The organism is Arthrobacter sp. Leaf69 (assembly GCF_001422645.1).
Lineage (GTDB): Bacteria > Actinomycetota > Actinomycetes > Actinomycetales > Micrococcaceae > Arthrobacter.
The window spans coordinates 860661-873177 of the sequence record NZ_LMLR01000001.1 but is presented as its reverse complement, the minus strand read 5'-3'; the positions used below and the strand labels follow the sequence as shown (position 1 = coordinate 873177).

The 12517-nt window shown below is 69.2% G+C and carries 10 protein-coding genes; 2 read left to right on the top strand and 8 right to left on the bottom strand.

The genetic code is table 11. The features are described from left to right. Positions 1-61: 61 nt before the first annotated feature. The 3 genes from ASE96_RS04010 to ASE96_RS04000 all read right to left on the bottom strand — a co-directional run bounded on the left by ASE96_RS04010 (position 62) and on the right by ASE96_RS04000 (position 3692). Positions 62-1417, bottom strand: a complete 1356-nt coding sequence (locus tag ASE96_RS04010; protein WP_056426224.1) for an MFS transporter — start codon at positions 1415-1417, stop codon at positions 62-64. Between the two features lie 231 nt (positions 1418-1648). Further along, entirely contained in the window at positions 1649-3103 is a 1455-nt protein-coding gene (gene hpaB, locus ASE96_RS04005; protein WP_082492554.1) for a 4-hydroxyphenylacetate 3-monooxygenase, oxygenase component, read from the bottom strand. Between the two features lie 61 nt (positions 3104-3164). After that, positions 3165-3692 (bottom strand): flavin reductase family protein, encoded by a 528-nt coding sequence (locus ASE96_RS04000; RefSeq protein WP_200912977.1) that lies wholly within the window; start codon positions 3690-3692, stop codon positions 3165-3167. Positions 3693-3860: 168 nt separating this feature from the next. Here ASE96_RS04000 and ASE96_RS03995 point away from each other — a divergent pair, with 168 nt between their 5' ends. After that, complete coding sequence (locus ASE96_RS03995; protein WP_056426221.1) at positions 3861-4577, top strand: IclR family transcriptional regulator; 717 nt, start codon at positions 3861-3863, stop codon at positions 4575-4577. Positions 4578-4689: 112 nt separating this feature from the next. On the opposite strand, the gene ASE96_RS03990 is transcribed toward ASE96_RS03995, so the two are convergent. From ASE96_RS03990 to ASE96_RS03970, 5 genes are all read right to left on the bottom strand, one after another. Next, a complete protein-coding gene (locus ASE96_RS03990) occupies positions 4690-6117 on the bottom strand; it encodes an MFS transporter (RefSeq protein WP_082492577.1) in 1428 nt (475 codons plus the stop codon). A 156-nt stretch (positions 6118-6273) separates the two neighbouring features. Next, positions 6274-9330: an AAA family ATPase gene (locus ASE96_RS03985; protein ID WP_056426218.1), complete on the bottom strand. Its 3057-nt coding sequence runs from the start codon at positions 9328-9330 to the stop codon at positions 6274-6276. Further along, positions 9327-10505, bottom strand: a complete 1179-nt coding sequence (locus ASE96_RS03980) for an exonuclease SbcCD subunit D (RefSeq protein WP_056426215.1) — start codon at positions 10503-10505, stop codon at positions 9327-9329. The genes ASE96_RS03985 and ASE96_RS03980 overlap by 4 nt, the downstream gene beginning before the upstream one ends. A gap of 71 nt (positions 10506-10576) precedes the next feature. Further along, a complete protein-coding gene (locus ASE96_RS03975; RefSeq protein WP_056426212.1) occupies positions 10577-10954 on the bottom strand; it encodes a DUF202 domain-containing protein in 378 nt (125 codons plus the stop codon). After that, on the bottom strand, positions 10951-11307 hold the full coding sequence (locus ASE96_RS03970) for a YidH family protein (RefSeq protein WP_056426209.1): 357 nt from the start codon (positions 11305-11307) through the stop codon (positions 10951-10953). Before ASE96_RS03970 ends, ASE96_RS03975 begins: the two co-directional genes overlap by 4 nt. A gap of 71 nt (positions 11308-11378) precedes the next feature. Here ASE96_RS03970 and ASE96_RS03965 point away from each other — a divergent pair, with 71 nt between their 5' ends. Continuing rightward, positions 11379-12494 carry an ADP-ribosylglycohydrolase family protein gene (locus tag ASE96_RS03965; RefSeq protein WP_056426206.1) on the top strand — a complete coding sequence of 372 codons (1116 nt, stop codon included), beginning with the start codon at positions 11379-11381 and terminating at the stop codon, positions 12492-12494. Positions 12495-12517 lie beyond the last annotated feature (23 nt).

The window sequence follows — 12517 nt, the reverse complement described above, 5'->3', positions numbered from 1 at the left end:
TGGGTTTAACGGCAGAGGGGCGCGGACCTTGCGGCCCGCGCCCCACTGGCGTGCTTGGTGACTAGTGCCTTGCCGCTACATCAGTTGTGCCGTGGCTGACGCCGAGCGGACGGCCCTTGGTTTCTCCGGCCAGCAGTACGCCGGCCGCGGAGATGGCGCAGAGGATCATGATGTAGATACCGATGGAACCGGTCCAGCCGGTGCCCTGCAGCAGTGCCTCAGCGATCATGGCAGCAAACGCGCCGCCCAGGATGGCACCGAAGGCGTAGCCGATCGAAATGCCGGAGTAGCGCACGTTCGCCGGGAACATCTCGGCGTACATCGCGGACATCGGGCCGTAGGACAGTCCCAGGCCGATGGTCAGCACGAACAGCGCGACGCCGTAGAGCACGATGTTCTTGGTGTCGATGAGCGCAAACATCGGGATCATCCAGGCGAAGACGATGCCGTAGCCCAGCAGGAACGTCTTGACGCGGCCGATCTTGTCCGACAGCCAGCCTCCCACCAGGGTGAAGATCAGCCAGCCGAAGGATGCCAGCGTGGTGGCCAGCAGGATCTGCGCGACGGGCATCTTCAGGGACTTGGTGGCGTAGGAGATGAAGAAGGCGATCAGCAGGTAGCCGGCAGCGTTGTTGCCGATGAAGATCATCGTCGAGTAGAGGACGGCCTTCTTGTGCTTGCGGATGAGCTCGCCGAGCGGAGCCTTGCTCTGTTCCTTGCGGTCCTGCATTTCCTTGAAGACGGGGCTTTCAGCAACCGCGCGGCGGATGAGGTAGCCGACGACGATCAGCACGATGGAGAGCAGGAACGGCACACGCCAGCCCCACGCGGCGAAGTCTTCCTTGGACATGCTGGTGTTGAGGAAGTACAGCAGGCCGGTGGCGAGGATCATGCCGACGGGAACACCGATCTGCGGGTACGCGCCGAACAGGCCACGCTTGCTCATGGGAGCGTGCTCGACTGCCATCAGGGCGGCGCCGCCCCATTCGCCGCCGGCGGAGAAGCCCTGAATGACGCGGAGGAGGATCAGCAGGATCGGAGCCCAGACGCCGATCTGGGCGTAGGTCGGCAGCATACCGATCAGCGCCGTGGCCGCTCCCATCATGATGAGGGTGAAGACCAGCATGGCCTTGCGGCCGAGGCGGTCACCCAGGTGGCCGGCGACGATCGCGCCGAGCGGGCGGAACAGGAAGCTGATGCCGATGAGGGCAAAGGAGAGGATCTGTGCCAGGCCAGGATTGGAGGCGTTTAGCGGCGCGAGGAACAGCGGTGACAGCAGCGTTGCCGTCAGCTGGGCGAAGATGAAGAAGTCGTACCACTCGATGGTGGTCCCGACCAGCGTGCCTGCGAGGACTTTGCGTTCCTCATGCTTGCTGCTGGGACCCGCCTCTGAGTCGACACTTGAAGTTGCGGTCATTGAAACTCCGTTGCTGGGGGCAGAAATCCTGCCCGGGGATGGGTGCGAAGTGAATAACTGAATGCCTCTGGATTTACTGATCGAACGGTCAGTTAGTATTCAGAATCATACTATGAAATGTGTGATAGGGCACACACCTTTTGGAAAAAGCTTTGCCGTGCCCAAATCGGCGGCGGCCGCGCCAGGCCGGGCGCCGGCACGCGCAGACACGGCACGTGCCGGCGGCGCGGTTCAGTCGGCACGGTGCAGGAACTCCCTGACCCTGGCCCGGACGGGCTCCCGGTCATAGCCGTTCACCATCGCCCCGGCCATCCGGACCGGATCGCCGAAGAAGAAGTATTCGTAGAGCGACTGCCGGCCGGAGAAGCCGGAGACCGAGGCGTCAAAGGCCAGCTTGAACAGCCGGACACGCTCGGGACCAGTCAGGGACTTGCCCTGCAGGTACAGGTCAATGTCCGCCCGGGCGTCGCTGTTGACGTCCGCCTCGCCGGGAAGGGCCATAAGCCCGGAGGCGGAAAACTTCCGGATGATCTGCGGGAAGCGTTGGGCCACTTTCGGGTACCAGTTGCGGGCGGCGTTGAGTGTGGACCACTTCGGCAGCATCACGCCGGCCTCGTTGAGCTCTGCATCCGCCTCGGAGGCCCGGACCAGGGCCTTGCCGATTTCGACGACGACAATCAGTTCGGCGATGTCCTCCTGGATGTGCTGGAACCCGTCGATGCCAATCGACTCGGCGAGTTCGGAGGCCAGGCCCAGGTAAAACTCGCTCTTGGCGATGGTCCGGGTGACCACTTGGTGCGTCATCAGGGCGCCTGCACCGGTTTCGGAGTAGAAGCCGTTGCACAGCTGCGGGTTGCCGAGCATAAAAACCCGCTCACTGGGGACGAAGACATCGTCGAAGACCGCGACGGCGTCCATTTCCTCGTAGCGGGAGGCCAGCGGCTCGTCGTGGGTGCTGCCGCCGTTGTACAGCGACGTGCGGCAGAGGTACCGCAGGCCCGGTGTGTCATTGGGAATGGCAAAGGCGTAAGAGTACGGGGCATCGTCCGGAGTGCCGCGGAGCACTGTCGAGGGGAAGACCAGCAGCTCGTCGGCGATCGGCGCGATGGTGGCCAGCATGCGGGCGCCACGGATGACGATGCCGTCCGCGCGCTCCTCGACAATCCGCGCCGAGAGCTGGCCGCCGAGCTGTTCGGAGCCGGAGACGGAGCGGTTGGCCTGCGGCGGGATCAAGGTATGCGTGGCGAGGACGTCGTTTTCCCGGGCCCATTCGTAGTACCTGCGGATGTTCTCGCCGAACCTGGGGTCTGCCTGGGAAAACCACTTCCGGGCCGTGCTGAGGGCGGTGAGCGAGGAGTTCATGTAGTCACCGGACCGGCCCAGGAAGCCGTTGGAGGACTCGGCCCAGGTGGAGATGGCACGGCGCCGGCGCTCAAGGTCCTCCACGGTCGTCGGCACCAGGAAGGAGGCGTTCACCAGATCCCCGGTGCTGGGCGAGGTGTAGGTCAGCGCGTCCTGGTACCGGGGGTCGTGCTGCATGTCGAAGAGCTTGGCGTAGGAGCGGGCCACGTTGCGGAACGCGGGGTGCTCCGCGATCTCCTCGCTGACCACCTCGCCGTCAATCATCACGTGGGGCCTCATGCGGTTGAGCTTGTCGAGGTACTGCTGTCCGGTGCGGATGCCCATGGTTGCTTCTCCAGTCGTCATTGAGCTGAGTCGTCGGGCCGGGGCCCGGTGTTGCGGAGTGTCAGAGCAGGTCTTCCATGCCCAGTTGGCTTTCCGGGATGGTGGTGAACGCGCTGTTGGCGTAGGCCAGCGCGTCGCCGTTGCGGTAGTTGAAGTCCGCGACCTCGCCGATGTAGAGGGTGTGGTCGCCGCCGTCGTACGCCGCCCAGGGCTTGCATTCAAAGTAGGCGAGCACATTGGAGAGCCGCGGAGCCGTTTCGCCTTCCACCCAGAGTGGCTCGGGGCCGGGGCGCCCGGCGAAGTGCAGCGCGAGCTGCCGCTGTTCCGCGCCCAGGATGTTGACGGCGAACGGCCGGCCGGCCAGTTCGTCGTGCGCCTTCGCGGTCCGGGCGATGCAGACGAGCACCAGGGGCGGATCCATGGATACCGAAGTGAAGGAATTGACGGTGATGCCGTGACGCTTGGTGACGCCGTCGAAGGTCACGATCGCGACCCCGGTGGCGAACCGCCCCAGGCTGCCGCGGAATTGGTGGGCACGCGCGGCGGGCATGCGGCCCGGGGGCCCGGCGCCGGGCGTGGCAATCATCATTGATCCCTTGCGGCTGGTGATGGCTGTTGCTGGGATGCACTGCACAGGCATGTGTTCTATAATCGAACAGATGATTCTTATATAGAACGCTAGCGCACCGTGCGGCGGAGCACAAGGGCCGCCCGGGTGCATCCCGGATTCACCACCGCCCGCCCTTAGGATGGACCAATGACCCCGACCGCCGGCAGCGCGCAGGCTTCCCCGTCCCAGACGTTGTCGCGCGGCATCCGCGCCCTGGAGATTCTGGCCGACGCCCAGCACCCGCTCACCATCGCCGAACTCGCCGACGCGATGGGCGTGCACCGCTCAGTCGCCTACCGCATCCTCCGCACCCTCGAAGACCACTCACTGCTGGTGCGCGACGACGGCGGCCGGGTCCAGCCTGGACCGGGCCTTGCCGTCCTGGCCCGGGGAGTGTCGCGGAACCTGCAGACGGCGGCCCTTCCGGAGCTCACCCAGCTCGCCAACACGCTGACCATGAGTGCCTTTGTTGCCGTCTGGGACCACGAGGAGTGCGTCACCCTGGTGACCGTGGATCCGCGGCACACCGGGGCCACGGTGGTCCAGCATCCCGGTTCCCGGCATCCGATCAGCGCCGGCGCCCCCGGCATCGCGATCCAGTCGGCCATGTCGGAGCAGGAATGGACCGCCGCCGCCCCGGGCATCCCCTACCGGGCCGAAGCCGCCGAGGCCCGCCTCCGCGGTTATGCGGCCAGCCACGACGAGGTCATCTCCGGCGTTTCCTCGCTGGCGGTACCGATCCGGGTTCCGGGCGGGCGGCCGGCGGCTCTCGCCGTCGTCTACATCCGGGCCGCGCAGGATCCCCGGGAAGTCGCGGCGGCCCTCGCCGCAGCGGCCGAACGCATCGAGAGCCAGCTGGGCTGACACCCGAGGTACATTCCGCCGTCGCCCGTTCCCCCCGGTTGCCCTATCACTTATTGTCCTTCCGGGCCGGTTTAGGGCCAGGAAGTGATAGCGCAACGGGGGTGGTTGGGGCTTAGGCGGCAGCCGCCGCTGACTTCTTCCGTTGCCGGAGTACGACGGCGGCTGCCGCGCCCAGGAGGAACAGCGCCGCCGCGGCGCACACCGGCACCAGGAAGGCCGCAGAGTAACCCTGGTGCTGCGCCAGCTGCCCCGCGATGGAGGAGCCGATCGCGGTGCCGGCGACGATGCCGCTGGCCAGCGCTGTCATGACCGTGCCGAGTTTTCCGGCCGGGGCCACCAGTCCGCCGATCGCGAAGACCGTGACCATCAGCGGGCCCACGGGCAGTCCCAGGACCAGGAGCACGAGGATCATGGGCAGGGCGGTCGAGGGGAGCAACAGGAGCAGCGCAAGGCCGGCCATCAGCGCCGCGCAGGCCAGCCAGCGGGCGTTCACCGTGAACCGCTGGGGCCAATACGCCACGGACAGGGCCGCCGCGGCGGAGCTCAGGCCCATCACCGCGTAGAGCAGGCCCGCGAGCTCGGATGTGGCGAAGGTCGCGGAGAAGGAACTCAGCGCGGTCTGGGTGGAGCCGAAGAACGTGCCCATGCAGACCATTGCCAGCACCGGAAGTCCGACGGCGGCGAAGGCACCGGCGCGCTGCCCGGCCGTCAGGGACGCCCGGAGCTGCTTCTTCTGCGCCGCGCCGGCCGCCGTGGGGGCCGGCGTCCGGACCACGGCGTTATGCGTGGCATGCACGGCGAAAGCCGGGACCAGGGTGATGGTCAACGCCGCGGCCAGGGCGAGCGGCAGCCACGGGGCGATGAGGCTGGCGAGGATGCCCACCAGGGCAGGGCCCAGGACGAACGTCAGCTCGTCGGCTGTGCTTTCGTAGGACAGGGCCGTGTCCAGGTCCGCGGTGTTCGCGTCGCGTCCCCCGCGGGAGGTCAGCGCCATCCAGCGGACCCGGGCCAGGGAGCCTACCTGCGGGCAGCTTGCGCCGGCCACGAAGGCGGCGGCCAGGACGGGGGCGGCTGCCGCGAGGTCCTGCCCGCCGGGGATCAGGTAAGCAGCCAGGATCAGCGCGATGACGGCGACGGTGTTGAAAACAGCGGAGAACAGCAGCACCGGGCGCTGGCCCAGCCGGTCCGCCAGCGCGCCGAACACGGGGGCGCCGAGGGCGGAGCCGATGCCCACGGCTCCGGCCACCACGCCGCCCACTGCGTAGGATCCGGTAACGGCCGTGGCGAGGGTGAGTGCTCCGACTGTGAGCATCGCGAGCGGGAGCCGCGCGAAGAGCCCGATCGGAATGAAACTTCTGCCGGCCAGCAGCGGCAAACGGGAGAACCGACCGCCGGTGCGCGGCGCCGGCGGTGTGGCGCCGGTATCCGGTGTCGACAGCGTGGCTGGCCCGGGAACAGGGGCAGCGGTGTCAGGGACGAGGGGCGTAGGGGAAGCGGGCGCGGACGAATCGGGCGCCTGGGAAGTCGTTGAGAGAGTCATGATTCCGGGTTCGTTCAATGGTGCGCATCGTCCCTCCTCCCGATGCGCGCGACCCGGTAACTCACCAACTATACCCGGAACTGAAGCAGAATGCGCGGGCCCGGCCGCCACGGTTGCCCGGCCCGGCAGCTGCAGCAACCGGGCCCGGGAGGCGTGTCAGGCCGGCGTGTCGTCGGAGATGTGCAGTGTGGACCCGTTCCTTCCCTTGACCACCTGGAGCTGGGTGCTGATGCGCTGCTTCATTTCGCCCACGTGGCTCACCAGACCCACCACCCGTCCGCCGTCCCGGAGCCCCTCGAGGGCGTCCATGACCTGCTCGAGGGCTTGTTCGTCCAGGCTGCCGAAGCCCTCGTCCACGAACAGTGTCTCGATGTCCACTCCGCCCGATTCCTGCTGCACCACGTCCGCCAGTCCGAGCGCCAGGGCCAGCGAGGCCATAAAGGACTCACCGCCGGACAACGTTGCCGTGTCGCGCCGCTGGCCGGTCCACTGGTCCACCACTTCCAGGCCGAGGCCGGATTTCGCGCCGCGGGCCGCCCTGGCGTCCGTGTGCTGCAGGATGTAGCGGCCGTCGCTCATCCCGATCAGGCGTTCCGAGGCGGCGACGGCCACCTGTTCCAGCCGCGCGGCGAGCACGTAGCTATTCAGGCTCATGCGGTAGTTGTTGTCGCCTGCGCCGCGGGCGGCGTCGGCGACCGCTGCCAGCAGGTGCGCTCGTTCGCGCGGTTCGCGCCCGTCCTCCGCGAGCTTGGCAAAGTTCGCGGCAATGGTGCCCAGGGTCCGCACCGACTTTTCCGCGAGGCCTGCCGCCAGTGCGGCGTCCCGGGCCGCGCGATCCGCTGCGGCCGCGTCAGCGCGGAGCTGTTCCACCAGCTCCGCGTCGAGGGGACCCTCCGTTTCCAGCTCGTGTGCCGCCAGGACGAGTTCCTCGCTGGCGAAGAGTTCCCCGATCCGGGCCGCTTCGTCCTGTCCGGCGCGGACGGCGGCCTCCAGCGCCGCGGCGTCCCGGGCAGAGAGCAGGACGGCCCGGGCAGCGTCGGGGGATTCGAAGCCGGTGCCCGGAAGCGCCAGCTCCAGCTGCTGCCGGGTCTCGGCGGCGAGGGCTGCGGCCTGTTCCAGCTGCGTCCCCGCCGCGTCGGCGCGTTCCAGCACGGCAGCGGTGCCGTCCAGCGCGGTGATGCGGCGGGCCAGGACCGGGTGGCCCGCCCGGAGATTGTCCAGGGCCACGTCGAGGGAATCGGCCTGCTCCCGGACCTCTGCGAGCGTGGATTCGGTTTGGGTGATGTTTGATGCCGCGTCCACCAAGGCCCGCTCGGCGTCGGCGATCTCCTCGTCCAGTTCGGTGTGCCGCGCGCGGTTGACGGCAAGATCCGCCGCCGCGCGGCGGGCTTCGGCCGCGCGCTCAGCGGCGAGGGTGGCTTCCCGGGCCGCGTCGTCGGGGGCGGTGTCGCCGCCCTGGGCGGCCAATACGGCGACCACCTGCTGGGCATCGGAGAGTTCACGTTCGAGCGCCGCAAGGGCGGCCTCCGCGGCCTCGCAGGCGAGCTGCGCGGATTGTTCGGCCTCGGCCACGTCCAGGGCGGACGCGGCGGCCGGGGCGGGGGCGGGATGCTCGGGGCTGCCGCAGACCGGGCACGGGACGCCGGCCTGCAGCTGGGAAGCGAGTTCGGCCGCGGCATTGGCCAGCCGTTCCTCGCGGAGGTCAAGCCAGCGCTGGCGCCGGTCCTGGTACTCCTCCCGGGCCCTGCCATGGCGTTCGGCGACGGCTCCGCAGTCCTTTCCTGCCTCGGCGTAGCGCCGGACCAGGACCAGCAGTTCCTCCGCGGCGGCGGCCTCCTTCGTCCGCAGCTGCAGCTCCGCGGCGAGTTCTTCGAGAGGCCGCAGTCCGGCGACCAGGTCCGCTGCTTCCTGGCGCAGGACCAGCAGTGCGGCATTCCGGGAGGTCCGTTCGTCTTCCAGCCGGGTCAGGCCCAGGCGAAGCTGCGCGCTGCGGCTCCGCAGGCCGGCGAGCCTGGCCTCATCGGGCAGCCGCTCCTCGAGCACCGCGCGCAGGGAGCGCAGCTCCCCCAACGCGGACCGCAGCGCTTCACCGGACCACTGGCCCGCTCCGCCGTCCGCGGTCCGGTCACCCAGCGCGGCAAGTTCGGGGTCGGTGAGCGCAGCCGTGCGCAGCTCGTCGACGGCGGCGGCCATAGTGGCCGCGGCCGCTTCCTCCGCCGCCCGGGCACTGTCGGCAGCCTGCAGTTGTCCGCCGAGGACTTCGGCCTTGCGGTGCAGGCCCAGCTGTTCGATCTTGGCCGCGACGGCGGGCGCGGCGGCTTGAGCGTCGGAGCGCCGGTGTTCGGCCGCGGCGAGCCTGGCCTGGCGGGCAGAACGCGCTGCTGCGGCGTCCCGTGCGGCCACCTGGTCGGCGCGCAGCCCCTCTGCCTCCACCGCGGCCGCACGCCGCCGCTCCGCGGCAGTGGTGGCAGCGGCCCCCAGCCACGTGAGGAAGGTGTCCGGCTCGGCCCGGTCCGGGGCATCGGCCGAGTCGAGTCCAAGTGTGGCTGTTTCGGCTTCCGCCTGGGCGAGCAGGAGCTCAAGCTGGCCGTTGAGGCTGGCGACCTCGGCGCGGGCAGCCTGCGCCTTCCGGCCGAGTTCCTGCTCCACGGCTTCGAAGCGCCGGGTGCCGAAGAGGCTCTGCAGCAGCTCGAGGCGGTCGGCGGCCTTGGAACGTAGGAAGGCCGCAAAATCGCCCTGCGGCAGCATGACGACGCGGGTAAACTGCTCCCGGTTCATGCCGAGCACGTCGGCGATTTCGGCGCCGGCTTCGTCGCTGCGGCCGGATTTTTCGGTCCATTCGCCGTTGACGCGTTCGCGCAGCACGGTGTTGGCCTGCTGCACGGTGAAACCGTTTTTCCCCCGGGCGCTGGGTTTGTCCCAGGCGGGCGAGCGGGAAACTTCGAAGTGCCGCCCGCGCGCCGAGAACTCGCACGTGACCCGGGGTTCCGCGGCAGCCTCGGCGTGGTCGCTGCGCAGCCGTTTTCCGTCCTGCCGCGCCCCGGGCACCGAGCCGTAAAGCGCGAAGCAGATGGCGTCCAGCACGCTGGTCTTGCCCGCTCCGGTGGCGCCGTTCAGCAGGAACAGCCCGTGCGCGCTCAGCCGGTCGAAGTCGATATGTTCGGTCGCGGCGAAGGGTCCGAAGGCGGAGATCTCGAGACGGTGGATCCTCACGGGGATACCCCTTCCAGGCGCACGGCTTCCAGGGCTTCGGCAAGGACAGCTGCCTCGACGTCGTCGGCTGCCCGGCCGCGGACGTGCTCCAGGAAGCCGCAGCAGACGGACAGGTCGTCCTCGGCCTCGGCCAGCCTGCTGCTGTAGCTGGTTGTGGCGGCGACGCCGGCACCTTCCGCATCGAAACCCAGCACGAGAGTGTCGGGGAACCGCGAGCGCAGCCGTTCCATGGCCCGGGCCGGGCGCTGCGCGTCGGTCAGGGTGATCTGGCAATAGGCGGTCTCGGCCCACACGAATTCCTCGGCGGAGAGCAGGTCCTCCAGTTTGCCGCGCAGCACGGCCAGGGTCCGGGGCGCTTCCCACAGCACTTCACGGACCGCGCCGATGCCGTCCGCGTCGACGTCCACGAGCCAGCTGCCCTTCTTGTGCTGCGCTTCAGAGAAGGAGTACGCGAGCGGCGAACCCGAATAGCGGACCGAGGGCGAGAGTTCCTGCCGTCCGTGCAGGTGGCCCAGCGCCGTGTACCCGAAGCCGTCGAAGAGATCCAGCGGGACAGCGCCGACGCCGCCAATGCTGAGGTCCCGTTCGCTGTCCGAACTGATCCCGCCGCTGGCGAAGGTGTGCGCCAGGACCACGGAATGCACGGTCCGGGCGGCGGAACGGCCCCGCAGGTCCTCCCGGATCCGCGCGGTGGCGGCGCGGGTCACTTCGAAGTGGCTGGCCGTTTCGACGCCGAGCTGTTCGGCCACGAGGCGTGGTTCCAGCCAGGGGATGCCGTAGATGGCGAGCACCGGCCCGGCGTCGGGATCGGCGGCGTCGAGCGGGTGGAGCACGGGCTGGTCCAGCTCGGTGAGCCGCGTGCGCAGGTGCACTCCCCCGCGCTCCAGCAGCCGGGAGGCGAAGCCGAGCCGGATGGCCGAGTCGTGGTTGCCGCTGGTCAGCACCACCTGCGCGCCGGCGCCGGTCAGGCCCACCAGCGCGTCGTCCAGCAGCCGGACGACGTCGACCCCCGGCAGGGCGCGGTCGTAGACGTCGCCGGCGATCAGGACCACGTCAACGGACTCGTCCCTGACGAAGGAGACCAGCTGGTCGACGAACGCGCGCTGGGCGTCAAGCATCCCGACGCCATGGAACGACCGGCCCAAATGCCAGTCCGAGGTGTGCAATAACCGCATGTTCCTACGGTATCGGCTGCCACCGACAGGAATGTGCCACCGCTCCGGAAGAACCCTCGGTGGACCCTGGCTCAGCGTCCCAGCGCAATGGCGGCGACGGCGCTGGCGCCCAGCACAATGATGCCGGCGGCGGCCCAGCGCATCAGGGAGGCCGGCGGGGCGTAGGAGGAATGCCGGAGTTGCCGCACCCGGGCCAGGACGCAGAGGCCCAGCACCGCGGTGGCGACCATTGCCGCCAGGGCACAAACCCCCAGATAGTCCGTGGTCGCGGCCCCCGCCCACCGGACATAGTCAGGGTCCGGGTCTGCTGCGGCAGGCTGCGTGGCTGCGATCGCCCAGCTGCGCCAGATCAGCAGGTCGGCCGCGAGGAGGGCCAGAATCGTCCGGCCCCATGACAGCTCGGTCCGTTCCGGCTGCAGCCCGGTGTCCCGCACGGCCCCGGCGCTCACCGCGCCACCACGAGCAGCACGGCCAGGATAAAGGCCGCGGCGGCGACACCGACGGTCATCACCAGCATCACGCCGGAAAACGGCAGCTCGCGGTCGTTGCGCATGGCCTCTTCCATCTGCCCCCAGCGCCGGTAGGCCACTATTGCGAGCACCGCGCCGATGACCGCCAGGGCAACACACATGGCCACCCGCAGCGGGGCGGGAGCGATGTCCGGGAACAATTGGTCGATGCCAAGGGCCCCCACGATCAGGGCCAGCGATGTCCGGATCCAGGCCAGGAACGTCGTTTCGTTGGCGAGCGAGAACCTGTAGTCGGGGGTGGATCCGGTTTTCCGCCATGCTGGTACACGCATTGCTCGCCTGCTGTCCCGGTGTTGACTTGTGGCACCCGCTCCGACATGGGGCCGGGGTAAAATTCTAAGTCATGAGCAACGAGCCCGTCATCACCCCCGCGCTGCGGTCAGCACCCTCCCGCGAATCCCGGATCCACGGCTGCCTGCTGGGCGGCGCCCTGGGTGATTCGCTGGGGTACGCCGTCGAATTCGACGACATTGCCACGATCCGTGCGACGTACGGACCGGACGGTCTGCGGGACTTTTCAGCGCTCGACGGCGGCAGCCACTTTTCCGACGACACGCAGCTTACGCTCTACACGGTCGACGGGCTGCTGGAGGCGCTGGAGTGGGCCAACTCGGGCGTGGCCGCGGACACCAACGCGTGCCTGTGGCTCGCGTACCTGCGCTGGCTCGCGACCCAGGGTGTCCCGGTTCCGGACGCGGCGCCGTTCCAGCCGCCCCGCTGGATCGATTCCCATGACGTCCTCAAGCACCGACGCGCTCCGGGCAACGCGTGCCTGAGCGGACTGGCCACGGGAGAGATGGGAACCTTCTACCGCCCCGTCAATCCGGACTCCAAGGGCTGCGGCACCGTCATGCGGTCGGCCCCCTTCGGCCTGGTCCCGTACATCCCCGCCGAAGCCGTCTACAAGCTCAGCGCGGATGCGGCCTCCCTGACCCACGGGCATCCCGCGGCCCGGCAGAGCTCCGGCATTTTCAGTCTCATCATCCATGCCCTGGCCGGCGGCCAGGACCTGCGCGAAGCGGCGGACTCCGCGATCGGGGAACTGGGCGCGGGCCACCTGCGCAAGGGTGAAGAGCCCGACGCCGATCTGCTTGCGCGGCTCGAATCGGCCCTGCGGCTGGGCGCCGCGGGAGAACTGCTGGGCCCCGAGGAACTGGTCCGGGAACTCGGCGAGGGCTGGGTGGCGGAGGAGGCACTCGCCGTCGCGCTTTACGCCGTACTGGCCACGGCGCCGGAGCCGGCGACGGCTGACGGACACCCGGAGGCCCACTTCCGCGCGGCTCTCTCCGTCGCCGTGAACCACAGCGGGGACAGCGACTCCACCGCATCGATTGCCGGCAACATCCTGGGCACGTTCTACGGCGAGGCCTGCCTGCCGGCGGAGTGGCTCGAGGTGCTGGAGGCTCCCGAGGTCATCCGGGGCATGGCCGCGCAGCTGGCAGCCGTCACGGGCGCCTGACCCGGCACACGTCTCTGGCGGGT